Origin of the sequence: Cohnella nanjingensis, from assembly GCF_014212125.1 — a bacterium.
In the GTDB taxonomy this organism is placed as follows: Bacteria; Bacillota; Bacilli; order Paenibacillales; family Paenibacillaceae; genus Cohnella; species Cohnella nanjingensis.
Genome location: NZ_JACJVP010000066.1, coordinates 14244 through 36276, shown reverse-complemented (window position 1 = coordinate 36276; position 22033 = coordinate 14244). Strand labels below are relative to the sequence as shown.

At 59.6% G+C, this 22033-nt stretch carries 24 protein-coding genes and 1 pseudogene; 9 read left to right on the top strand and 16 right to left on the bottom strand.

The features are described 5' to 3' along the window. Positions 1-614: 614 nt before the first annotated feature. Together H7C19_RS31635 and H7C19_RS31630 are read right to left on the bottom strand one after the other, a co-directional pair. A complete protein-coding gene (locus H7C19_RS31635; RefSeq protein WP_185673078.1) occupies positions 615-2906 on the bottom strand; it encodes a helicase C-terminal domain-containing protein in 2292 nt (763 codons plus the stop codon). 277 nt (positions 2907-3183) lie between these two features. Beyond that, on the bottom strand, positions 3184-3465 hold the full coding sequence (locus tag H7C19_RS31630) for an alpha/beta-type small acid-soluble spore protein (RefSeq protein ID WP_185673077.1): 282 nt from the start codon (positions 3463-3465) through the stop codon (positions 3184-3186). A gap of 179 nt (positions 3466-3644) precedes the next feature. On the opposite strand from H7C19_RS31630, the gene H7C19_RS31625 reads away from it, so the two are divergent. Genes H7C19_RS31625 through H7C19_RS31615 form a run of 3 tightly spaced genes read left to right on the top strand, consistent with a single transcriptional unit; the run spans position 3645 to position 4968 of the window. Further along, entirely contained in the window at positions 3645-3992 is a 348-nt protein-coding gene (locus H7C19_RS31625) for an ArsR/SmtB family transcription factor (RefSeq protein ID WP_185673076.1), read from the top strand. Positions 3993-4045: 53 nt separating this feature from the next. Next, complete coding sequence (locus H7C19_RS31620) at positions 4046-4525, top strand: SRPBCC family protein (RefSeq protein ID WP_185673075.1); 480 nt, start codon at positions 4046-4048, stop codon at positions 4523-4525. Between the two features lie 35 nt (positions 4526-4560). Further along, complete coding sequence (locus H7C19_RS31615; RefSeq protein WP_185673074.1) at positions 4561-4968, top strand: VOC family protein; 408 nt, start codon at positions 4561-4563, stop codon at positions 4966-4968. Between the two features lie 88 nt (positions 4969-5056). On the opposite strand, the gene H7C19_RS31610 is transcribed toward H7C19_RS31615, so the two are convergent. From H7C19_RS31610 to H7C19_RS31580, 7 genes are all read right to left on the bottom strand, one after another. Then, complete coding sequence (locus H7C19_RS31610) at positions 5057-5620, bottom strand: NADPH-dependent FMN reductase (protein ID WP_185673073.1); 564 nt, start codon at positions 5618-5620, stop codon at positions 5057-5059. A 67-nt stretch (positions 5621-5687) separates the two neighbouring features. Continuing rightward, positions 5688-6170, bottom strand: a complete 483-nt coding sequence (locus H7C19_RS31605) for a MarR family winged helix-turn-helix transcriptional regulator (protein WP_221469580.1) — start codon at positions 6168-6170, stop codon at positions 5688-5690. A 412-nt stretch (positions 6171-6582) separates the two neighbouring features. Next, positions 6583-7395 carry an SDR family oxidoreductase gene (locus tag H7C19_RS31600; protein WP_185673071.1) on the bottom strand — a complete coding sequence of 271 codons (813 nt, stop codon included), beginning with the start codon at positions 7393-7395 and terminating at the stop codon, positions 6583-6585. A 76-nt stretch (positions 7396-7471) separates the two neighbouring features. After that, positions 7472-8068 carry a TetR/AcrR family transcriptional regulator gene (locus H7C19_RS31595; RefSeq protein WP_185673070.1) on the bottom strand — a complete coding sequence of 199 codons (597 nt, stop codon included), beginning with the start codon at positions 8066-8068 and terminating at the stop codon, positions 7472-7474. 262 nt (positions 8069-8330) lie between these two features. Beyond that, the gene (locus H7C19_RS31590; RefSeq protein ID WP_185673069.1) at positions 8331-9512 is read right to left on the bottom strand and encodes an NAD(P)/FAD-dependent oxidoreductase; all 1182 of its coding nucleotides are present in this window, start codon (positions 9510-9512) and stop codon (positions 8331-8333) included. Positions 9513-9527: 15 nt separating this feature from the next. Then, positions 9528-9965 (bottom strand): DUF1641 domain-containing protein, encoded by a 438-nt coding sequence (locus tag H7C19_RS31585; RefSeq protein WP_185673068.1) that lies wholly within the window; start codon positions 9963-9965, stop codon positions 9528-9530. Between the two features lie 333 nt (positions 9966-10298). Beyond that, positions 10299-11510 carry a CynX/NimT family MFS transporter gene (locus tag H7C19_RS31580; RefSeq protein WP_185673067.1) on the bottom strand — a complete coding sequence of 404 codons (1212 nt, stop codon included), beginning with the start codon at positions 11508-11510 and terminating at the stop codon, positions 10299-10301. 328 nt (positions 11511-11838) lie between these two features. Between H7C19_RS31580 and H7C19_RS35390 the strand changes: the two are divergent. The 4 genes and pseudogenes from H7C19_RS35390 to H7C19_RS31560 form a co-directional block, all read left to right on the top strand. Further along, positions 11839-12420 (top strand): annotated as a pseudogene (locus H7C19_RS35390) (ATP-binding cassette domain-containing protein); the annotation flags it as partial. Between the two features lie 119 nt (positions 12421-12539). Next, a complete protein-coding gene (locus tag H7C19_RS31570) occupies positions 12540-12704 on the top strand; it encodes a hypothetical protein (RefSeq protein WP_185673065.1) in 165 nt (54 codons plus the stop codon). Between the two features lie 15 nt (positions 12705-12719). Further along, positions 12720-12851 (top strand): DUF4023 family protein, encoded by a 132-nt coding sequence (locus H7C19_RS31565; protein ID WP_185673064.1) that lies wholly within the window; start codon positions 12720-12722, stop codon positions 12849-12851. A 109-nt stretch (positions 12852-12960) separates the two neighbouring features. Beyond that, entirely contained in the window at positions 12961-13566 is a 606-nt protein-coding gene (locus H7C19_RS31560) for a DedA family protein (protein ID WP_185673063.1), read from the top strand. A 36-nt stretch (positions 13567-13602) separates the two neighbouring features. Here H7C19_RS31560 and H7C19_RS31555 read toward each other — a convergent pair whose 3' ends face one another. From H7C19_RS31555 to H7C19_RS31545, 3 genes are all read right to left on the bottom strand, one after another. Next, a complete protein-coding gene (locus H7C19_RS31555) occupies positions 13603-14517 on the bottom strand; it encodes a polysaccharide deacetylase family protein (RefSeq protein WP_185673062.1) in 915 nt (304 codons plus the stop codon). Further along, the gene (locus tag H7C19_RS31550; protein WP_185673061.1) at positions 14510-15826 is read right to left on the bottom strand and encodes an MFS transporter; all 1317 of its coding nucleotides are present in this window, start codon (positions 15824-15826) and stop codon (positions 14510-14512) included. Before H7C19_RS31550 ends, H7C19_RS31555 begins: the two co-directional genes overlap by 8 nt. A 210-nt stretch (positions 15827-16036) precedes the next feature. Then, complete coding sequence (locus H7C19_RS31545; protein ID WP_185673060.1) at positions 16037-16939, bottom strand: copper amine oxidase N-terminal domain-containing protein; 903 nt, start codon at positions 16937-16939, stop codon at positions 16037-16039. A 434-nt stretch (positions 16940-17373) separates the two neighbouring features. Here H7C19_RS31545 and H7C19_RS31540 point away from each other — a divergent pair, with 434 nt between their 5' ends. Beyond that, positions 17374-17793: a DUF1284 domain-containing protein gene (locus H7C19_RS31540; RefSeq protein WP_185673059.1), complete on the top strand. Its 420-nt coding sequence runs from the start codon at positions 17374-17376 to the stop codon at positions 17791-17793. 607 nt (positions 17794-18400) lie between these two features. Here the strand turns inward: H7C19_RS31540 and H7C19_RS31535 are convergent. Continuing rightward, positions 18401-19603, bottom strand: a complete 1203-nt coding sequence (locus H7C19_RS31535) for a YhgE/Pip domain-containing protein (protein WP_185673058.1) — start codon at positions 19601-19603, stop codon at positions 18401-18403. 166 nt (positions 19604-19769) lie between these two features. Here H7C19_RS31535 and H7C19_RS31530 point away from each other — a divergent pair, with 166 nt between their 5' ends. Beyond that, entirely contained in the window at positions 19770-20402 is a 633-nt protein-coding gene (locus H7C19_RS31530; protein ID WP_185673057.1) for a TetR/AcrR family transcriptional regulator, read from the top strand. A gap of 103 nt (positions 20403-20505) precedes the next feature. Here the strand turns inward: H7C19_RS31530 and H7C19_RS35385 are convergent, their stop codons facing one another. The 3 genes from H7C19_RS35385 to H7C19_RS31520 form a co-directional block, all read right to left on the bottom strand. After that, positions 20506-20769: a hypothetical protein gene (locus H7C19_RS35385; RefSeq protein ID WP_281385068.1), complete on the bottom strand. Its 264-nt coding sequence runs from the start codon at positions 20767-20769 to the stop codon at positions 20506-20508. After that, positions 20658-20951, bottom strand: a complete 294-nt coding sequence (locus H7C19_RS35825) for a cellulase family glycosylhydrolase (protein WP_376775466.1) — start codon at positions 20949-20951, stop codon at positions 20658-20660. The genes H7C19_RS35385 and H7C19_RS35825 overlap by 112 nt, the downstream gene beginning before the upstream one ends. A gap of 209 nt (positions 20952-21160) precedes the next feature. Next, complete coding sequence (locus H7C19_RS31520; RefSeq protein ID WP_185673056.1) at positions 21161-21829, bottom strand: hypothetical protein; 669 nt, start codon at positions 21827-21829, stop codon at positions 21161-21163. Positions 21830-22033 lie beyond the last annotated feature (204 nt).

The window sequence follows — 22033 nt, the reverse complement described above, 5'->3', positions numbered from 1 at the left end:
GCTGGCAGACGATGCAGGTCTTCATCGCGCGCGCAGGCTCGGCCGGGGGAAGATTCGAAGTAGACAAGCTTCTTTCAGCTCCGTATATGCAGTCTTTTATCCATTATACCGGATTTGGCAGCCCTTAGGCGATCTAATCGCCCATTTTGAGGAGGGCCCTTCAAAATGCTCCGGCCTCCGTTCTTTACCCCGCCGTTTTTTCCGTCAAACTGGAGATATCCCGCGGACCTCGCATTCCTACCGCGTCAAGTCCGATGATCGGCCTGTACGATTACAGGAGGTGCCTCCCCACGTCATCCTCCGATTGTGCTAATGCGCACTTCCCGTAGGATTAAGGCGGTTAATCTTGCTTCATCCTTTGAAATCGGGGCCCTCCACGGAATTAAGGCTGTTAATCGCGCTTCATCCTTTGAAATCGGGGCCCTCCACGGAATTAAGGCGGTTAATCGTGCCTAATCCTTCGAAAGCGACGCTCCCTACGGAATTAAGGCGGTTAATCGTGCCTAATCCTTCGAAAGCGGCGCTCCCTACGGAATTAAGGCGGTTAATCGTGCTTCATCCTTCGAAAGCGGCGATCTCCGCGAGATTAAGGCGGAATTTCCGCCCTGCCGTGGCTACTCATGCTCCTCGCGCCGCCACTCCTCGGGCAGCAGGCTGCGGTAGGGCTGCTGCAGATAGCGGTCGTCCACCAGCACGAGCACCCCGCGATCCTGCTCGGAGCGAATCAGCCGGCCGCCGGCTTGCAGCACCTTGTTCATGCCGGGGTAGACGTAGGCGTAATCGAACCCGTTCATGCCCCGCGCGTCGAAATGGGCCTTGATGAGGTTGCGCTCCAGCCCCAGCTGCGGCATGCCGACGCCCACGACGACGACGCCTTGCAGCCGGTCGCCGACCAAGTCGACGCCTTCGGAAAATACGCCGCCCATAACCGCGAAGCCGGCGAGCGTCTCCCGGTTCTCCGCGTCGAAGGCCGCCAGGAATCGGTCCCGCTCCGCCTCCGGCATCTCCGCCGTCTGCAGCAGCGTGCGCACGTCCGGCGCCTCCGCCGTGAACGCCCCGTATACCTCGTTCATGTACGCGTACGACGGGAAGAAAAACAAATAATTGCCCGGCCGCCGCCCGATCAGCTCCGCCAACCGGCGGACAATCGGCGCAATGCTGCGCTCGCGGTCGCGGAAACGCGTAGAGACCGGCAGGATCGCGACCTCCCACTGCGCCCGGTCGAACGGAGACGGGATGGAGATCGTGTAGTCCTCCTCTTCCGCCCCGAGCATGTCCATATAGAAGTTCAGCGGGGACAGCGTCGCCGAGAAACACACCTGCGACCGATACCCCTTGCGCATCTGCCGCAGCAGATGGGACGGGTCCAGGCAGAACAGCTTGATTCGCACATCGCCGCCCCGGCCTATCTCGGCGTAGGTCACATAGCGCTCGTCGTACAGCTTCCCGATCCGTACCCAATTCGCCGCCGCGAAGAAAGCGTCCAACAGCAAGGGCGTCTCGGCGCGCGCCCCGCCCCCGGCCAGCTCCCGCTCCGCGGCCGCGATGAACGCCTCGACCGCGGCCGCCAACGCCTCCGGCTCTCCGTCCAGCAGGAGGGTGCCGGCGTCCCCGATGCTTTTCCGAAGGGAGATGAATGCGGCGTTCACCGCCTTGGCCGCCTGATGAACGGAGGCGTTCACGCCCTTGTACGCCCGCTGCACCTCGAGGAACCCCCGCTTCTTCAGCACGGCGGAATACATCTCCCGCGCCCGGTCCACCAGGTTGTGCGCCTCGTCCACCAGCAGCGCGGTATCCGCCTTCCGTTCGCCGGCGAGCCGCTTCAGCGAGATGCGCGGGTCGAACACGTAGTTGTAATCGCAGATGATCGCATCCGCCGCATAAGCCGCGTCCAGCGAGAATTCGAACGGACAGACCCGGTGCTTGCGGGCGTAGCGTTCGATCACCTCGCGGCTCATCGTCGTCTCCTCGGTCAGCATGTTCAGCACGGCCCCGTTTACCCGGTCGTAGTAGCCGTCGGCGAACGGGCAGCGGTCGGGACTGCACGCCACCTCGTCCTGAAAGCAAATCTTCTCCTTCGCCGTGATCGTCACCGCATGCATCCGCAGCCCGCGATCCCGCATCCGCGCGATCGCTTCCTCGGCGGCCGTCCGCGTCGTCGTCCTCGCCGTCAGATAGAACAGGTGCTGCAGCGTCCCCTGCCCGATCGCCTTTACGGCTGGATACAGCGTCGACATCGTCTTCCCGATGCCCGTCGGCGCGCGCGCGAACAGGCTATGCCCCGCCTCGATGCTGCGGAACACGGCGCCCGCCAGCCTCCGCTGCCCGGCGCGATACCGCTCGAACGGGAACGCCAGCTCCGCGATGCTCTCGTCCCGCGCCCGCCGATGCGCATGCAGCATCCGCGCGTAAGGCGCGTACTTCTCCACCACGTCCGCGAGCAGCCGCTCCAGTTCCGCGAACGGCACCGCCCGCTCGTAGCGGCGATCCTCCCCGGTCTCGACCTGTACGTAGGTCAGCCGCACCCGCATCCTTTCCAACCCGTTCGCCTTGGCATACATGTACGCATAGCAGTAAGCTTGCGCCCAGTGCACCGGATAAGTCTCCTCCGCGATCGCCGCGAGGTCGCCCCGCGTGGACTTGATCTCTTCGATGATATAGCCCTCGTCCGCGAACAGCAGCCCGTCGCAGCGCCCGTCCACGGCAAAAAGGAGATTCCCGCAAGGGATCTCCGCACGCATATAGACTTCCTTCTGGTCAAGCTCGCCATACTGCGACTGCACCCGCTGGTGCGCCTTCGTACCTTCCGTCAGCGAGGTCGCCGTCCGGAAACGGTCGTCCAGACTGCCGCTGAGGAACGCATATTCGACAAGCGGACGGACTGCGATCGATACGGTATCGGGCATAAGCTCTCCTGGCGCATGGGGTGACGTTCGTGCTCAGAACATCCGTTCTCCCATTGTAACATGGATCGGGCCCGGGGAAAAAGACTCGCCGAACGATCGCCCGCCTACATCCGCTTCGCCAGCATCCCTGAGCCAGACGAATCTCACTCACGGAACATCAGCCCGCTTGCTAGCGCATCCTCCGCTCCAGTCGGACAGCCACGCGCATAATCCATGTTGCGCCCTGACGCACGGCGCCATCGGCGCTATAAACGCGCGCCGGGAGAGGCGCGCTTGCCTATTCTTGCTTCGTCAGCTTCTCCTGCGCCAGACGGATCATCTCGCGGACCATCGTCCCGCCGATCTTGCCGCCGACGTTGCCAGCCTGTTCGGTCGTCAATTGGCTGTTGTCGCCCGGCTTCAGCGGAACGCCGAGCGATTCGGCCACCTCGTACTTCACGTCGTCCGGCCGATTCGGATCGACCGAGAATCCTTCGCGGCGCATCACTTCGGCCTTGAACGCGTTCACGCCTTGTTCCGCGCCGGGCACAACCAACCTTCTGGAACGTCTCCTCGACATGTCGCACCGCCTTGGTTTTGTCTTTCAATCCTTTGGCTAGTGTGGCCTCGATCGCCTTAATTATGAGCGCTTCGACTTAGCGCGCCATTTCATTCAACCACTTGGTTGACTATCGCGAGGATATCGGATATATTCAACCAAGAGGTTAAGCTTCTTAAGCCGACGAGGTGATCCGCACCATGAGCGAAGCGCAAAGCGAAAGGCTCAATCACGTTTTTCGGGCGCTGGCCGACCCGACCCGAAGGGAGATGATCCGCAGACTGGCCCGGCAAGACCTCACGGTATCCGAACTCGCGATGCCCTATCAGATGTCGCTCGCGGGCGCATCCAAGCACGTCAAAGTGCTCGAGGAAGCCGGACTCGTCCGGCGAACCGTGCGCGGCCGCACCCACCTTTGCCGCCTCGATCCGGCGACGCTGGCTTCCGCCTACGAATGGATCCGGTTCTACGAGCATTTCTGGAACGATCAACTCGATGCCTTGGATCGCGAATTGCGCGATCTGCCGGGAGAAGAATCGGGCCTCTGAATCGTCTCTCCGGCTTGGCCGCCCGACGCCGCCCTTAGTAAAGGAGGACTCCGATGGAAAAAATGGCTCATGTCAAAGCGCAAGTCACCTGCCGCTTCCAAGCCTCTCCGGAGCGCGTGTTCGACGCGTGGCTGAACCCCGAATTCGCGACCCGCTGGCTGTTCACCTCGCCAGGCAGCGACCGGATCGGGAGGCGCGTGGAAATGGATCCCCGCGTGGGCGGGAAGTATGTCATCGTGGACCGCCGCAACGGTACGGACTACGTCGGCGACGGCGAGTACGAGGAGATCGACCGTCCGCGCCGGCTCGTGTTCACCTTCCGCATGGCCCAATTCAGTCCGACGATCGACCGCGTCATCGTGGAGATCGAACCGCTTGAAGACGGGTGTCAGCTAACGCTTGTCCAGGAGATCGTCGTCCCGCATCGGCCCGATGCGACCAGCGAAGAAGTGCGGCAGATGCTCGCCGCCTGCAAGAGCGAGACGGAACACGGCTGGAACGAGATGTTCGACCATCTGCTTACGCTGCTATAAGATTCTATTCAATTTAAAAGGAGCTGGAATCTCCCATGGAATTCGGCAACCAAAAAACGACCCCTTTCTTGACGTTTTCCGGACAAGCCGAGGAAGCCATGAGCTGCTACACTTCGCTGTTCGAGCAATCCCGAATCGACCATCTCGTTCGTCACGCCGACGGCAAAGTCTTGCATGCCAAGTTCACCATCAAGGGTCAGACTTATATGTGCATCGACAGCGCCGTGAAGCACGAATGGGGATTTACGCCCGCCATCTCGCTTTTCGTGGCTTGCGATACGGTTGACGAGATCGATCGGTTGTATGCGGAGTTGTCGCGAGACGGCCAAGTGCTCATGCCGCTCGGGGATTCTCCGTTCAGCGAGAAATTCGCTTGGGTGAACGACCGCTTCGGCGTCTCGTGGCAGCTGAATCTGGCCAAGCCGCAGCCGAGTTCCGTTTAAGCGAATTATCGATCTTTTCCCGAAAGATCAACGCCAAGATCCCCGCCACCTTCCGGTGAGCGGGGATCGTTTTTTTGCGGCGTTCGGCTTACTTCGCAGCCACGGTTGCGCGATGGTAGGTGTCGTACCACTTCAGGAAGTTGTCGACGACGGCGTCCAGGAACTTCACGGTCGGCTCGTGGATCAGGTTGCCTTCGGCATCGAATTTCTCGTGAACGGCGCCCACGTACACTTCGTTGCCCGGGAGCAGCGGGGAGCTGAGGCCCATCGCGAACAGAATCTCGCGAAGATGCAGTTGCGCCTTAACCGTGCCCATCAGGCCCATCGAAGCGCCCATGATCCAGGAAGGCTTGCCGACCATGACTTTGTCCACGCGGGACAGCCAGTCGATCGCATTGCCCAGGACGCCGGAGATCGTGCCGTTGTATTCGGGCGTGATCCACAGAACGGCATCGGCTGCGGCGACCTTCGCCTTGAACTTCGTCACGGCTTCCGGCGGCGTGTTCTCGATGTCTTGATCGTAGATCGGAAGATCGCGGAGGCTGAGAATCTCCAGCTCGAAGCGGTCTTTGTAGCGTTCCTTGACGTATTGGGCCAACTTCAGATTGTAAGAGTCCTTGCGGATGCTGCCGACGATGGCTGCGATTTTCATGATGTATACCTCCAAGGAATATAGGGTCTGACCGGATGGTTGAGGTCAGTCGTTGCCGGTTGCGGCACTATTGGCGCGAGGCACGCTCCACGTTGGCCAAGATGGCCGACAGCGTGCTGCGCACGAGCGCGAATCGGTCTTCGCCGATCCCGGCGGAGATCTCGCGTTTGATCTCGTCCAGCACGGGCAGGACGCGATCCTTCAACGCTTGTCCCTCCGGCGTCAGGAAGATTTGGACGGTGCGGCGGTCGCAGGACGGGACGATGCGCTTCACGTAGCCTTTGCTCTCCAGACTCAGGATCATCCGGGCCACGCCGGCCTTGTCCTTCCCCAAGCTGTCCGCGATCTCGTTCTGCGTCACGCCCTCGCTCTGCCAGAGGAGCAGCATGATGAGATTCTGCTCCGGCGCGAGCCGGAAAGGCGCCAACCTGCGCTTGACGTAGTTCGTGATCGCCAGATCGGCCTCGTGGATGTCGATGCCGATATTGTCGTGGTAGAACTTGATCGGACGAATGAGCGCTGCACATCCCGTCTTTTGTTGATATATCAACTGATACAAAAGTAATTATAGTTTTGAACGGGCGCTTCGTCAATGGGAAAAACAGCATAAGCCCGGCAGCCCCTTGCGGAGAGGTCCGCGTGCTAGTAAGACGGAATGTTGTACAGGTACGCCTCCTTAAGCTATGCTCCGCCGTGTTCGTACGGAGTACGTCCTCTTGGGCGGGCGAAGTCCGGTGCTGTTGCCGGCAGACAGTTGCCCATGATCACCGCGTTCGAGGGCGCTCGCGTGCATCTTCCCCCCTCGTATTGAGGATGCCCTGAAGGCTGATTAAGCAAGCAAGATTCTATATGTGGCTGTACGACAGGGCAGAGTGCAAAAGGGCAAAAACCGGAGGTTTGACTGCAGTAATCTCGCGCAATCAATCTCCGGTATATGGAGCGGTTATCGTGACTGCTATTTCTTATCGAAAGGCTTCTGCTATTTTTTCCAAATACGCTTCAATCGGCATGGCTTTTCTCATTGCAACGAGACCTTTGCTTGCCTCTCCGACCACCGTGCGGAATTGTTTACTTTCGCCCGTCGCCAAAGCGAATATCGCATCTACGATTTCTTGCGGATCGGACCGGCCTTCGCTTGATTCGAACCTAGCTTTAAGTTTCGCGGTGAGGGCGTCATATGCCTTAATATTCTCGTCAGAGTTCCAGACGATATTACTGATGAAGTCATTGTCCGTTGACCCTCCTTGCTCCACAAGCCTCAGATCGATATTGAGCGGTTTCAGTTCGTAATAGAGTCCTTCGGTCAATCCTTCCAATGCGAATTTAGACATGGAGTACAGGGAGCCTAATGGCGCAGCGGTTGTTAAGCCCACCAGCGAACTGATATTGATGAACATGCCGCCTTCATTGGCACGATAATGGGGCAGGAACGCCCGGATCACATTGATAGGTCCGCGTACATTGACGGCGAACTGCCAGTCGATCGCGCTTTCTTTGGCCAGCTCAAGCGCTCCGTACGTTCCCATGCCCGCATTATTAACAACGATGTCGATGCGGCCAAACGCTTCGATTGCCTGTTCCGTCGCCGTTTGGACTTGCTTTACATCGGTCACGTCAAGCTTGAAAATTTTGATATTCTCGTGTTTTGTCAATTCCGTCTCTCTCTCGGGTGAACGCATCGTCGCCGCCACATTCCAACCAGCCTTTGCAAAATGCAGAGCTGTTAACCTGCCTAATCCTGTGCTCGTTCCGGTAATAAAAATCGTTTTTTTCATCTCATTCCCCTGCTTCCATTTTAGATTGAACGTTCATTCTATTTGCTTTAAAAAAATTCGGGCGGTTCAAATTGTATTATTGATCTATGCTTGCTTGACGGCTGACAGAGTTCCAGCAGATTTGTATGGTTGTTTGCACCGTTTGATTCGTTAGGACGAAGCTACTCAACTGATGCCCTTTGAGTGCGTACACCAAGGAGCCGTAATGCAATTGAACCATCAATTTCGGGTCCATATTGATAAATAGCTGTTGTTCAATAGCTTCGGTATACAATTTGCTCATAGGATCGCACCACCCGCCGGCAATTGCTTCCTGTTTAGCATTCTCATGAATATAAGGAGAGAACGAATATTGCTCAATGAACTGGAATCCTTGTGAATATTGTCGTCCGAACTCGACAACCTTCTCCCAGCCCCAGTAAAATCGTTCCCTAATCGAACCTTCCTTATCCAACCCTTGTCGCACGAACTGTCCGCTAAAATAAACGATCGCTTTGTACAGCTCGTTAATGATGTCTTCCTTGCTCTGAAAATAGTGGTAGATGTTGCCGGTCGATACGCCGGATTCCTTGGCAAGCAATGCCATGGACGTCGCTTGCAGCTCTTTTTGGTTGATGAGTCGAAGAGTCGTTTCCAAAATGGCTTGCTGAACTTTGTGGTACTGCTCGAACATATCACTCCCTCCTCTTAAGGCGATCAAACGAATTCGATCGAATGTTCATTCTAAATATAAGGTCTTATTGCATACTTGTCAAACCATTATGCCGGATCTAGACTTTTAACGGAATACCGCAAACCCAAACAAGCCGCATTTCGCGGCTTATCTCCACACCACCACGTCAGTTTCGGCTCGCGCCTCCCACCCTCCCCCAACCAAAAAACAGCCCTGCCCGGTTCGAGAGAACCGGACAAGGCTGCTGCAGGAGTAGCTAAGATCAGTGGGCCAGAGCGAACAGGCCGTTAATGTGCGACAGGTAGCGGATGTTGCTCGCTTCCTTCATCAGCGTAGCGGCCGTGCCTTTCAGGCGGGTCTGGCTCGCGCCGATCGTACCGACCGCATCCTTGCGGCCGAGGCTGCCCAGCGTACCGGAGAAGACCGGCGAGAAGCTGTCCTTGACGCCGCCCTTCAGGTCGGCGGACAGGTTGTAGCCGATCGTCTCGCCCATCTGCCAAGCGAGCTGCGCAGTCGGCGGGTAAGGACGCGCGCCTTCGCCCGGGATGACGACCGCGCAGTCGCCTGCGAGGTAGATATCCGGGTGCGAAGTGGATTGCAGCGTCTCCGTGACGGAGGCGCGGCCGCGGTTTACTTCGATCCCGCAGTTCCCGACGACGGCATGGCCTTGAACGCCGCCCGTCCAGATGATCGTATTGGTCTCGAGGACGCGGCCGTCCTTGAGCGATACGGTGTTCTTGGAGGTCTCGGTGATCGCGACGCCCGTGATGACTTCGACGCCGCGCTTCTCGAGGCTCGCTTGCGCGCGTTCGATCAGCTCCGGCGGGAAGATCGGCAGGATCGCCGGGCCGGCTTCGATACAGTACAGTTTGATGTCGTTGAAGTCGATGCCCTTCGCGCGGCATTGCTCAGGCAGCTTGTCCGCGAATTCGCCGACCAGCTCGACGCCGGTCAGACCGCCGCCGCCGACCACGATCGTCGCGTCGGCCGGGTTCTTGGATTGCTTGTAAGCGTCAAGGCGCGCTTCGACGTGCGCGCGGATCTTGTTGGCATCTTCCGCCGACTTGAGCACGAAGCTGTGCTCTTGCAGGCCCGGAATGCCGAAGTAGGCCGTCTCGGAGCCCAGCGCGATGACCAGCTTGTCGAACGTATACGTTGCGCCGCTCGCCATCAACACTTTTTTCGCGTCCGGTTGGATCTCTTTGACGGTCTCGATCGCCAGGTTGACGTCTTTGTTCTTCAGCAGCTTGGCCAGCGGCAGCGCAACGGCCGGTTCGGCGATGCTACCTGCGGCAAGACGGTGAAGTTCGGTAATAATCTGGTGCGTCGGATAGCGGTTGACGACCGTAATCGCGGCTTCCGATGCCGACAGATGCTGACGCGCGGTCAGCGCGGTCAGCAGGCCGCCGTATCCGCCGCCCAGAATCAAGATTTGCTTAGCCATGTCCATCCTCCGTTCTTAGCGTTGTTGTTGGCGTTCAGCCAATACGTTCAGGAAAGCTTGGGAGAAACGAAGCGTCTTCTGCACTTGCGGATCCTTGAGCATCTTCAGCAAGCCGAAGAGGCCGACCGTCGCCGTATCCGCTTGCGCGCGGTCGCTGGCTTCCATAGCCGCGGCAGCGATGCCTTTGGCCTTGTCGACGACCGGTTTGGCCACTTCGCCGATACCCGCCTTGAAGTCGTTGATCAGCACTTGGTCCGTCGCCACGGCGGTCGCGAAGTCGTACGCCTTGGTCATGACGGTGACCATCTCGGCCAGCTTCGGCAGGTTCTCCACCAGGACGGTAAGCGATTCCTGAACTTCCGGCTTCATCAGTTGGTCGAGCACATCCAGTTTTTGCTCCTGGGCGACGTTCGCAACTTGGCTGGCCTCTTGCGTTGCAGGTGTGATAGACATGAGACAAAGTCCTCCTTTTCAGTAAGATCATGCGGTCTGCCCGATGGCTGCCGTACACGGAGATGCGGGCTTGGCTGGCGGCTTGTTACATTTTTCACATAAAAGAACGCGCTGCCGTTTTCCCCAAGCTTCATGAGTCGTTCTGCCGCGTCAGGTCGAATCGGAACCCTTGGTACCCATTTTACACCCGTTCGCGCCGTAGTAGCTAAAAAAAATGAACGGGAAATTGTGTCTATTTTGTGTCAACATCTGTCGAACGCCGGAAGGACGCCGCTTAGGCGCCCGTTAGGCGCCCCCTTGGCAGTCCCTCCCGCCTGCTTGCGGACTGCGGCGTTATTCGGCCGCGCGCGGCGCCGCAGGCGGGACCACAGCCCGGTCCCGGCCCGCGCCGAGGCCGAACAACAGCGCGAGCAGGACGATCACGACCATCATGACGAGCGGCGCCTGCCAAGAGCCGGTGCGGTCATGGACGAAGCCGAGCAGCGCGGGACCGACGCCCGCGACCAGATAGCCGACCGACTGGGCCATGCCCGACAGCTCGGAAGACTCCTCGGCGCTGCGGGTGCGCAGCGAGAAGAAGACGAGCGCCAAGCTGAAGCTGGCGCCCGATCCCAGGCCGATGAGGACGATCCACACCGGCACCCAGGGACCCGCTCCCGCCCCCAGCAAACCCAGATAACCTACGACGAGCAGCCCCATGACGGCGGTCACCATGACGCGCTGGTTCGCGCTCCGTCCGGCCCAGATCGGCGCCAGGAAGGTTGCCGGGAGGCTCACGATCTGAACGAGCGACAGCATCCATCCCGCCGTCGCGTAGTCCATCCCGCCGTCATGCAGAATCTCCGGGAGCCACGCCACGTTCACGTAGAAGACGATCGACTGGAAGCCCATGTAGAGCGTAACTTGCCAAGCGAGCCCCGACTTCCAGAGATTCGGCGCGGGCGCCGCGATGCGCGGCCGGTCCGCGCGCGGCCCGAGACTGACCTGCGGCAGCCAGACGACGAGCGCGGCGGCCGACAGCAGCCCCCAGACGGCGAGCGCCCCGCGCCAGCCGAAGCCCGGCGCATTCGCGATCGGGATCGTCACGCCCGACGCGATGCCGGCCCAGAGCGTCATGGAGACGGAGTAGACGCCCGTCATGAGCCCGATCTTGCGCGTCGGGAAGTCACGTTTGATCAAGCTCGGCACGAGCACGTTCCCGACGCCGATCGCCAGGCCGATCAGAGCGGTCCCGGCGAACAAAGCGGCTACGAAAGGCAAGGAGCGAATGATGATGCCGACGGTAATGACCGCCATGGCGCAGGTTAGCACGTTCTCCGTGCCGAACCGGCGCGCGAGCTTCGGCGCGACCGGCGAGACGACGGCGAAGGCGAACAGGCCGAAGGTCGTCAGCATGCCGGCGATGGCGTTCGAGATGCCGGTATCGGCGCGGATCTGTCCGACGACGGGGCCGACGGAGGTCAGCGCCGCGCGCAGATTGGCGGCGACGAGCAGGATGCCGGCGGTAAGCAGGATCAGTTTGGAGCGTTCGGTGCGGTTGTTCATGATGAATAGCATTCCCCTATGCGCTAAAATTCCAAGTAAAAACGGCTTCGCAGTCCTCCCGGTAGAGGGCGACGCGTTTTTATCGGAGGTCATACAGAGACGAATTGCCGGATCGAACGAATTCCCGTCCTCTATGCCGGATCTCGCCCCAAAAAACCGGACGGCCAGCCGACTCGTCGACGCTCCGCCCGGCTCATACTCTCCCAACATCATAACATAGCGTGTCAAAAGCTTACGGTCACGCCAAGTCCTGGCGCAGGTAGCGAAACGCTGGAAACGTAAGGTATAATACCGCTATCATCCATGGTCCACCTACGCTTGGAAAGCACTCGAGCGGGTCGGCTTGACGAACGTCGGGTCCAAGGCGATCAAGAACTTCTCGCTAGGCATGTGGCAGCGGCTCGGTATCGCGCGGGCCATCATGACGCGGCCGGAGCTGCTCATCCTGGACGAGCCGACGAACGGCATGGATCCCGTCGGCATCCATGAACTGCGCGACCTGTTCCGTTCCCTGAGCAAGGAGTATGGAATTACGCTGCTCATCTCCAGCCACATCCTGCAGGAGATCGAGCACCTGGCCGATACGATCGGCGTCATCCACCAGGGACGGCTGATCGAGGAAGTGTCGATAGAGAGCGTGCGCGGTCAGCATAGCGAGTTCATCGAAATGGTCACGACGAGCAGCGAGCAAGCGGCCGCGGTGCTGGAAGACAAGCTGAAGTTCTACAATTACAAAGTGCTCGGGAACGAGACGATTCGGGTATACGATCCCGACTTCTCGCCGGTCGAGCTGTCCCGCGCGCTCATCCGGCATGACGTCGGCGTGACGGCGCCGAACAAGAAGACCGCGTCTCTGGAGGAGCACTTCCTCCGATTGATCCAAGGAGAAATCTGGAGACGGCGGACGTGAATTAGGCGGGCACCGGCGCCGCGGCTCGGGCGACCGCCCTGACAGCGAATATTTGCCCCCCGAAGTCGAGAACCCTATAACCGCTATCCACGACAACGAACAAGCGAGGGATCAGACCGATGGCAGGACGCAACAACAAGCCGGACAACGACGGGCCCGCGGGCAGCCCCGATCGGCTGGATCAATATGGCGACAAGCTGGCCTCACTGAACGAAGAAGAATTCAGCTCGGCGGCCGAGCAAGCCGAAGAGGCTTGCCGGGTCGGCCCTGACGCGAACGAGTAGGAGGCCCTGACGGCAATGAGCGACACCCATGAGTTCGTAGAGAAGGTCCGCGACACGCAGGCGAAGGACAAGAAGAACAAGCAACATCAAGGCCAGGGCACCCAAGGCCAGAAGGTCGCGTCCCGGCAGCACAGCACGAACAAATAAACGATCGACGCGCGGCGCCTGGACGGTCCGCGCACCGACCGAGGAAATGAAGAACGAAAGCCAGGCCCGAGACCTTCGGGCCTGGCCGGTTCATGCCAGGAGGAAGTCTATGAATCTGATCGCGATCGTCGAGAGATTGTTCGAGCAATACGGCTATCTGGTGCTCTTAATCGGCCTGCCGCTAGACTTCATCGCCTTACCGATTCCGCCCGGCAACAGCACGCTCACCTATACCGGTTATCTGTCCTACAAGGGCGTGCTGCAAGGGGGACCGGCCATCGCCATGGCGCTCTCGGGCGCGATTATCGGCGTTACCATTACATACGTGCTCGGCTACGCGTTAGGCATGCCCCTGATCGAACGCTTCGGCAAATGGCTGCTGCTGAAGCCCGCTCATATCGAAAAGACACGGCGGTATTACGACAAATATGGAAACCGGCTGCTGCTCGTCGGCTTTTTTATCCCCGGCGTCCGGCAATTCATCGGCTACTTCATCGGCATCATCCGCGTTCCTTACCGCACCGTGGCGATCTATGCCTATACGGGCACGCTCCTGTGGGTTCTCGCGTTCTGGGGAATCGGCTATTTCTTCGGCGATCAATGGGAGCATATGCTAGGCTTGGTAGAACGCTATCTGAAGTTCTTCTTCATCGGCGTGGGCGCCTTGCTGGTCGCCCTAGTGTTGATCCGCCTGCTGCGGAGAGCGAGAATATGAGCGGCATCCGACCCGCATGGCAGGCGGATCGGCCGATCACCGGGACAGCAGCGTTCGCAGCAGCTTCCCCGCCGACCGCAGCCGCGGCCTTCGCAGATGCTCATGCACGTAGCGGTACGTCGTCAGCGTCACGTCCGCGTCGCGCAGGCCATAGGCGAAGTCGTCGTCTTGCATGAGACGGTACTCCCACACTCGTTTGTCCCAGGACGGCACGAGCGCCTGCATCCGCTCATCCGGGGTTGCCGGATGAATGTACGTCTCGCACACCCCTTCCGGCAGTTCGTACAGCTTGGCGATCAGCATCCGCTTGAAGGATTCGTACGTCTCGCCCTCTTCCACGTGATAAGGATGGCTGAGCAGGTAATCCGGCACGCCCACGCCCAGCGTATCGGCCAGCGCCACCGCCTTGCCGAGCGCGGCTTGAACGCCGGGGATCGCGGCGAGCATGCGGTCGCGCGGATCCACGTAGCGGAACAGCCGGAAGGGAACGCCCCTCCGCGAACAGTACCAGAACACTTGCGGCAGATAGCTCTTGCCCGTCGCCGTGCCGTAGAGACTGCCCATGTGGTTGTCCGCGTGGGTGATCGAGACGCCTGCCCGGGCGACGGCTTCGAACTGGGCGCGCATCTCCCGGCTGACGGCCTTCGGATCCGCTCCCCGTTCGAACGCTTCGACGGTCTTGTACATATGGCCGCTCTCGTCGTGCAGCGACGGATGGCCGGTTAAGCCGGCGAAGCGAACCGCGTCGTACTCGCTCGTGAACGTCAGATGCAGCCCGACGCTCGCCTCCGGATGGCGCGCGCACCAAGCGGCGGCTTCCTCGAAGCCTTGCGCCGGCGGCATGATCGTGGCCGAGGAGACCAGGCGTTCCTCGAGCAGGTGCATGATCGCCCGGTTGGCGGACGGGCTCTGCCCGAAGTCGTCGCAGTTGAGGATGAGCAGCTTAGACATCGAGTCCGCCCCCTCCCGGCGATGCGGCGGTATCCCCCGGGCCCGCCGTCCGCTTCAGGAACAGCGAGATGACGAAGCTGACGGCCAGCAGGCAGAGCGGCACGACGGTCAGGAGATATCGGAACGTCTCCTCGGGATTCGGCCCCGGATTGTCGCCGCTCTCATAGTGGAAGATGATGCCTACGATGTAGAAGGCCAGCGCGGAGATCAACCCGCTCGAACGGGTGAGGAACCCGCCCACGGCCGTGTACATCCCTTCTCTCCTGCGCCCGGTCCGCTGGGCGTCGCGGTCCATAATCTCGCTGCTGAGCACGGTTGGCGTAACGAGGAATCCCGCGAGGCCGAAGCCGATCGAGATCCCCGCCGCGATCCCGCCCGCGAGCCCCTGCGCGAACCAAGCGGGAATGACGGAGATCGCGTAGACGACAAAGGCCAGACGCCAGCTGCGGTAACCGCCCAGCTTGCGCACGATCACGTACCACACCCCGACGAGCGGGATGACCGAGACGAAGACGGAGGCCATCATCAAGGACACTTGCGCTTCCTCGATGCGCAGGGCGTATTTGGCGTAGAAAGGAATGAGCGAGCTCACGAGCCCGTTCACGGTCTGCGCGAACGAACAGGCGAGGTAGAAGAACCACAGCTCCTTGTTCTTCAGCGTCTCGCGGAACGCTTCCCGGAGCGGCAGCGGCGGCGCCGACGCGGCCTCCTCCTTCTCCTGCACGTTCAAGACGAACAAGAGCATGAATACGGCGAAGATCACCGCGTAGAGCACCGACATCGTGCCGAAGCCCAGCGCTTTGTAGATGAGCGGAGTCGCGGCCGAGCCGATGAGGATGGCGACGATCTGATAGCCTTGCGTCACCGCCGAAGCCTTGGCCCGCAGGCGGTCTCCCTTGAACAGCTCGGGGAAGAGCGCCCCGTAATTGACCCACAGGATGGTCGCTGCGCCTTCGAATAGGATGAGGATCACGACAAACCAGGCGAACAGACCGGTGCCTTCGAGTCCGTTCGGCACGGCGAATACCATGATGAACGTGGCGGCAAAAAGCGGGATCGCGGCGAATATCCAAGGCCGGCGCCGTCCGTACCGCGTGCGGGTCCGGTCCGACCAATAGCCGGCCATCGGCTGGTTGACCGCATCCCAGATGAGGTAGATCGTCCTCGCCAGCGTCGCCAACCCGATCGTGAGCCCGAGCTTCTCCACATAGTAATAATGAGAGAAGGAGCTGAAGGCCTGGCTGGGCACCATCATGGCGAACATGCCTAGGGCGTAGGCGGTCGGGGAGTTCAGGAATCTTTTTCGCATGGAATCGTTCCCTCATCTCGAATTTGATGAAAGCGCCGTACAAATGCGTCCATACTACCAAAGATTCGCTTCGGTCCGGAAATATTCCTGTAAGACGATGAGCGATTTCCTATAAAATGGATCTACGCAAGCAAACGCGAAGAGCCGGCCCCTCTCGAGGGAGAAGACCGGCTCCTTCAATTATGCGCGATATCGGTTTGCAGGGACCGATTACTTCCCGTCGGTGCGCGACTCGTCGTCGATCGGAACAATGACGACGTTCTTGTATTCCGGATTCTCGATGCGATTGTAATTGCCGAGCTCCGTCCTCTTGCCCGCCGCATCGATCTTGCCGAACATCAGCGTCTCGCCCATCCAGTTGTCGTAGAAGTACACGCTGTCGCCGAACGCCGCCGGCTTGGTGCCCTTCTCGCGCGGCTTCTTGCCGTCCGCCGCGTAAGTATCCGTCTGCCACTTCGCTTCCGCGATTCCGTCCGCGTTAACCTCGACGTAGGTTTTCAGCCCTTTGTACTCTGTCGTATACTTGAGCGCTTTGCCTTGCGGGAAGACGTACTCCGTCGAGAAGCCCTCGCCGAGCGGCTGCAACGCATCCTTGCCCTGCACGACTTGCAGCGAGATCGCCGCCTTGCGCGCCTCCGGCAAGTCTCCGCTCATCAGCGTCTTGAACTTCTCCTGTCCGGCCGGCGTACGGACGATCGCGCGTTTGTCCTTGGTGTTGTAGGTTACGTAGGCGCCCAGCGATTCGCTGATGAACCGCAGCGGCACATAGGTCCGCCCATCCTTGTTCACGATGGTGGCGTCGAGCTTGACGGACGCGCCGCCCACCGTCGCCGTCTTCTGGCCCGCTCGGAGCTTGACGACTTTGCTCTTGTCCTTGCTCGTCGCCGTGACGATGCCCGTCTTGGCGTCATAGGTGTACGTCAGCCAAGCCGGATCGTCCAGGGCGCGCAGCTGTACGAGCGTACGGCCTTGGACGGTGATCGCCGAATCCTGGTACCGGCCGTCGATGAACACTTGATTCGATTCGCCGGAAGCCGCAAAGGCCGAAGAACCTGCCGACAAGAGTCCGCCCAGCAATGTCGCAGCTACAACCGGTTTGATCCATTTATTCATATCCACATCTCCCATCGCATTGTTTTTCCCGTCTCTAGATACCCGCCGCGGACCGGACCGAATCGAACTTAGCCGCGCCCGCTGGTTCATCCGTATGGCACCGCCGTCGTTGAAAGGCATGCGCCGGCGTTCTTAGAAGCTTCGGGCGGCGGGAGCGGCCGGGGCCGTACCGCCGGCGGTCATCGCGTATGGATCGTATGCCCCATGCCTCTGGCTCCCGCAATAGCGGGATTGCGAACGATCGCTTCGTCCGCTTGCCTCTCTCCACTCCCGTCGGTGTCAGCTCCGTACGTTCCATTAGACAGTAATGCTGGAAAATTAGTTGCGTCCTAGAAAGATTGTTAAGGATTTCTTCAGGATTGGAGGCGGGCGGGACGAACGTCAACCTCCGTGCTATAATGTGGTTAACATTAAGGGCAAATGAGGTTTTGCAAATGACGATAAGGCTTCGCGGGCACCATCTGCTGTGCCTGCTCGGGTACCGGGGCAAGGGCTATTCGCCTGATTTCTGCGTGAATATGACGGGCATCTACGAGACGCTGCGAACCTCTCCCGGCACGATCATCGAACTGATCGACGGACCGGACGACATCTGCCGCGCTTATCCGGCAGATCAAGTCCCGCATTGCGAGAACGCGAGCGTCTACCGCAAGGACCAAGAGATCGCCGCCCAGGTCGGAATGGCGCTGGGCGAGCGCCTCGCATGGTCGGACATCTGCGCGCGCGTCGCCGCGAACGTGCAGCCCGACGACATCAAGCACCTGTGCAGCGATTGCATCTGGGAGCCGTACGGCGTCTGCAAGGAAGGAGTCGCGCACATTCGTAGCGGCGGCCCTTTGCAGGAATTGCCTTGATGGGGAGAAGGGCGATTGGGAGATTGAGCGATTGGGAGATTGAGCGTTTGAGCGTTTGAGCGATTGCGTTTGAGTAAGCGTTGCTATTTCTTCATCGTAAACCGACTCTTTGTCGTATCCATTGGTCATTCTGTCCGCTCCCCCTGTTCCCTATTTGAAACTCGTAGATTATAATTGCGCACGACAATTAATTACATCTTGATTGGTGGATACCCATGTTAAATCCCACATTTAAATTGATGAAATACCGTCACCACTCGCACACATACTCTCATGGTGAGTACACAACGTTTGATTTATTTATAATTTGGTTAGTGATTACGATTTTGTTCCTAACTATTTTCACTCCCATTATGAAAAATTTTAGAAAATCTGGTTGGGTATATAAGGTGTTATTTGCTCTTTGTTTTATTGTGCCAATAGCCCTTGGACTACATATGATTTTATTTACTGAGCAGGTTTGGCGCTACTACTAGCCTCTGCCAGCGCTTGACGTATCACCTCTCTATCCGGGGTGGTTATGGATTGGACTCTACCCCTGCCTTCCAGGCATAACGCAAAGATCCCCAAGTCTCTCGCTCTCGAAGACTTGGGGATCTTTGTCGTCTTAAACCGGATTGCCGGCCGGACTAGCCGCGTCCGCGCGGTCCGGCGCCGCCCCTCTCCGGAAGCCGGAGGCGAGGACGAGCGCCAAGCCGCCTCCGGCGATGCCCCAGAGCACGCCGTAGTTCAGCCCCATCCCGTGCGTGCCGCCGTAGTACAGCACATTGCGCAAGCCGGCCGCCGCGTAGCGGAACGGCGTCCACGAATACAGCCAATCCTGCGTCGCCTGCGGCATGAACTCCGGCGCCATGCCGAGGACCGGCATCGAGAAGAACAGCAGCAGCACGAGGAGCGCCATGGCCGGGAATCCGATCCAGCGGAGCAGCGCCGTCTGCAGCAGGAAGAACGCGGAGGACGCCAGCCAGAGATAGAGCCAAGTCAGGCCGGAGTCCGCGAGGTGCATCCCGTACCAGGACGACGCCATCCAGACCGTGAAACCCGAGGCGAGACCGGCCAGCGCCAGGCCCGCGACCGCTTGCTGCAGCACGATGCCGAAGCTTCTGCCGCCTGCGGCCGTGACGGCTGCGCTCGCGGCGCGCCCGGCCAGGAAGAGGCAAATGCTGAGGACCAGGCTGCCCATCCACATGATCTGGATCAGGAGGTTCGGCGCGTTCCCGCTCGCGTTGTTGGCCCCGACCGGGTGCACGCTCGATTCCTCCGTCAGGAACGGCGTCAACAGCGCCTTCGCCGTGGATACCGAGATCTGCTGCGCCTGCCGCTCCATCTGTCCGAGCAGCTGCGCGGACAGCCCTGCACCGGCATTCTTCGCGACCTGCTGGAGGATCGACTTCACGGCCGCCCCCGCCTGCGCGTTCATCCCTTCATTGTAGATCAGCTTGATCGAAGCCGGCTTCGGCGCCGGCGACGTCAGGGAGGCGACTCCTGCGCTCAAGCCTTCGGGAAGGATCAGCGCACCGTAATATTCCTGACGGTCCAATCCCGACTGCATCTCCTTCTCCGTGTCTACAAGCCCCCAATTCACCGGCAGCTGCGCGTTCTCCGTCAGCATTTTCCGGATCTGCTCCCCTACCGCCAGCTTTTCGCCTCCCGGCAGATCGACCGGCCGGTCCAGGACGACCAGCGCGACCGGCAGCGCGTTCGGCTTGGCGCCGACGACCGAACCCATCATCGCCAGGCCGAAGATAATCAACACGGCCAACACCGCCACGACGCCGATACGGACCGTTTTTTGCTTCCAAAAGGTCATTGGAACCCCTCCCATTTTAATCGACAAAGTGTTGAATAATGGCCGCAATGTTAATTATAATAACGAGAGTGAGCGGTGCAATCATCAATATGCGTGCTGTATGTTCAATACTGAACACATGGCCGGGGACCTGTTCAGTTTCGGTAAATAAAAGAGAAGTGAGGGGATGTCCATGGCGACGAAGCCGGAGGATCGGCGGACGGTCCGAACGAAGAAGCTGCTGCGCCAGGCGCTGCTGGAATTGATCGAGGAGAAAGGAATCGACCGCATCACGGTACGGGATCTCACCGACCGGGCCGAGATCAACCGGGGCACCTTCTATCTCCATTACCAAGACGTGCCGGATCTGCTGGACAAGATCAAGGAAGAGGTGTTCGCGGGTCTCCAGGCGATCATCTCGCGCATGTACATCATTCGGCTCATGGCGGAGACGAACGAGGACAAGCCTTATGAGGTGATCGTCGAGCTCTTCGAGTATTTGGGCGAGCATGCCGACTTCTTCCGCGTGCTGCTGAGCCCGAAGGGAGATATCTCCCTCGCCTTGCGCATCAAGGACATGATGGCCCGGCAGATGATGGCCAAGCTGGAGATCTGGCAGCCGCGCGAGGAGCTGATGCTCGTGTCGCGGGAATGGCTGATCGCCTATACGACGTCGTCGAATATCGGCATCATCCAACATTGGTTCGCTTCCGGGCAGGCTCTGTCTCCGTACGAGATCGCGCTCGTCATGACCCGGCTCGTGAAGAACGGCCCGGCGAGATCGATTAATGTCGAACATCTGTCCCCTCCCGAAAAGTAGAGGCGCGCCTCGCCTCTCACGTCCCGCACGCCTATCGCGCCAGACAAAGACACTGCCCGGCAGAGTCCTCGCGGACCGGTGCCGGGCAGTGTCTTCTTCTAGCTTAGGTCGTCACCGTGAAATCGACGTTCGTCCCGTCATGATAGACGCCGTCCGGCGTGACGTAGGTTAGATAGGCGTACCAAGCGCCCTTGGGATCGGTCGCCGTGAACGTCTTCGGCTTCGTGATGGTCACCGTCTGACCGGGCGCGATCGTCACGTTGTCCGGGCCAGCCGCCGGTATAGCTCGCGCCGGGCCGTCTCGTTCTTGTCCGAGAGCGACCAGTTCGCCCAGCTGATCTTCCGCGCGGCGAGGAAGTCCAGCCATCCCTGCGCCTCCGTCAGATAGGGACCGCCGTTGCCCGAAGCATCCGAGGTACCCCACTCCGTAACGAAGATCGCGATCCCTTCAACTGGATGATTTTCCAGGCCGGTTTGGACATGAGCGGGGACAGCGCAGACAGCGCGGGTACGGCCGCTCGAGCGAGACGGGGCGTTAACCTGCTTCAGCGGTTATCTCAGGGCCAAACCCCGCTCCGAGGGGCACGTTAACCCGCTTCAGCGGTTATCTCAGGGCCAAACCCCGCTCCGAGGGGCGCGTTAACCCGTTTCAGCGGTTATCTCAGGGCCAAACCCCGCTCCGAGGAGCGCGTTAACCCGTTTCAGCGGTTATCTCGGGGCCAAACCCCGATCTCCTTTCATCGTAATGGCTCTCCAACTCAGGAAAGAAACAATTCCCGCCCCAGTTCCGTAATCACGAACCTGTAGCATCTTCGTTCGCTCCCGCCAACCCGCTGTATGTAACCTTGGCTCTCCAAGCTGCGGAGAACGCGCCGGCTCGCTTCCTCCTTGAACTGCAGGCACCGGCTCACCTCCTCAATTCCGAAAGCCCCCTGATGTACCGCCGCGAACCGCATCGCCTCCCGCTCGTACACCGGCAGCTGGAACAAACGCGACTCAGGCAAACTCCCCTTTCTCCCTAACAGTTCATATACGGATCGACGGCAAGCATCCGGCCGCTGGTCCATCTCGTCCCAACTGAACGGATAGAATTTGTAGTCTTGATTCCCGATCGTACGAATTCGCATCTTCTCGAAACTGAAGCGTTTGCGTGTGATCCGCTCATGGTGCGCGACATATCCTTCGGCTTCAAACGCGATCCCGAGCGGTTCATAAAACGCATCGATGTAGATGCACGCACCGGAGAGGCTCACCATCTCGTACTCCAGCGTCAGTCCCCTGAACGACTTCAACACCGGCAGCAGCACCGACGCCAGCAGCGTTCGCGTTCCGCTCATGTCGCCTTGCATCATCTCCAGCCGTTGCCCCGTTGCCGATCTCTTTTGCTCCTCCAGATAATCGTCGACCTGCATCTCGACCTGCTTCATCGTTCATCCTCCTCCGAATTTGCGCGCAAAAAAACCGCAAGTCTCCCGAGGGAAACGAGCGGCATGTGCTTCATGACTCACACTTCATATGGACCGTACAGCATTAAACTACCATCTTGATCCGCGCTTTGTCCAGAGGAATTGAAAACGACCGCCGCTCCCTAGGTCCATCCCGACCCGAGAAGCGGCCCCCGTTCGTCACAC

Bases quoted from the DNA above. Each gene is read 5' to 3' on its own strand.
- H7C19_RS31635 (WP_185673078.1), bottom strand. From the start codon at position 2,906: ATGCCCGATACCGTATCGATCGCAGTCCGTCCGCTTGTCGAATATGCG.
- H7C19_RS31630 (WP_185673077.1), bottom strand. From the start codon at position 3,465: ATGTCGAGGAGACGTTCCAGAAGGTTGGTTGTGCCCGGCGCGGAACAA.
- H7C19_RS31625 (WP_185673076.1), top strand. From the start codon at position 3,645: ATGAGCGAAGCGCAAAGCGAAAGGCTCAATCACGTTTTTCGGGCGCTG.
- H7C19_RS31620 (WP_185673075.1), top strand. From the start codon at position 4,046: ATGGAAAAAATGGCTCATGTCAAAGCGCAAGTCACCTGCCGCTTCCAA.
- H7C19_RS31615 (WP_185673074.1), top strand. From the start codon at position 4,561: ATGGAATTCGGCAACCAAAAAACGACCCCTTTCTTGACGTTTTCCGGA.
- H7C19_RS31610 (WP_185673073.1), bottom strand. From the start codon at position 5,620: ATGAAAATCGCAGCCATCGTCGGCAGCATCCGCAAGGACTCTTACAAT.
- H7C19_RS31600 (WP_185673071.1), bottom strand. From the start codon at position 7,395: ATGAAAAAAACGATTTTTATTACCGGAACGAGCACAGGATTAGGCAGG.
- H7C19_RS31595 (WP_185673070.1), bottom strand. From the start codon at position 8,068: ATGTTCGAGCAGTACCACAAAGTTCAGCAAGCCATTTTGGAAACGACT.
- H7C19_RS31590 (WP_185673069.1), bottom strand. From the start codon at position 9,512: ATGGCTAAGCAAATCTTGATTCTGGGCGGCGGATACGGCGGCCTGCTG.
- H7C19_RS31585 (WP_185673068.1), bottom strand. From the start codon at position 9,965: ATGTCTATCACACCTGCAACGCAAGAGGCCAGCCAAGTTGCGAACGTC.
- H7C19_RS31580 (WP_185673067.1), bottom strand. From the start codon at position 11,510: ATGAACAACCGCACCGAACGCTCCAAACTGATCCTGCTTACCGCCGGC.
- H7C19_RS31570 (WP_185673065.1), top strand. From the start codon at position 12,540: ATGGCAGGACGCAACAACAAGCCGGACAACGACGGGCCCGCGGGCAGC.
- H7C19_RS31565 (WP_185673064.1), top strand. From the start codon at position 12,720: ATGAGCGACACCCATGAGTTCGTAGAGAAGGTCCGCGACACGCAGGCG.
- H7C19_RS31560 (WP_185673063.1), top strand. From the start codon at position 12,961: ATGAATCTGATCGCGATCGTCGAGAGATTGTTCGAGCAATACGGCTAT.
- H7C19_RS31555 (WP_185673062.1), bottom strand. From the start codon at position 14,517: ATGTCTAAGCTGCTCATCCTCAACTGCGACGACTTCGGGCAGAGCCCG.
- H7C19_RS31550 (WP_185673061.1), bottom strand. From the start codon at position 15,826: ATGCGAAAAAGATTCCTGAACTCCCCGACCGCCTACGCCCTAGGCATG.
- H7C19_RS31545 (WP_185673060.1), bottom strand. From the start codon at position 16,939: ATGAATAAATGGATCAAACCGGTTGTAGCTGCGACATTGCTGGGCGGA.
- H7C19_RS31540 (WP_185673059.1), top strand. From the start codon at position 17,374: ATGACGATAAGGCTTCGCGGGCACCATCTGCTGTGCCTGCTCGGGTAC.
- H7C19_RS31535 (WP_185673058.1), bottom strand. From the start codon at position 19,603: ATGACCTTTTGGAAGCAAAAAACGGTCCGTATCGGCGTCGTGGCGGTG.
- H7C19_RS31530 (WP_185673057.1), top strand. From the start codon at position 19,770: ATGTCCATGGCGACGAAGCCGGAGGATCGGCGGACGGTCCGAACGAAG.
- H7C19_RS35385 (WP_281385068.1), bottom strand. From the start codon at position 20,769: ATGGCTGGACTTCCTCGCCGCGCGGAAGATCAGCTGGGCGAACTGGTC.
- H7C19_RS31520 (WP_185673056.1), bottom strand. From the start codon at position 21,829: ATGAAGCAGGTCGAGATGCAGGTCGACGATTATCTGGAGGAGCAAAAG.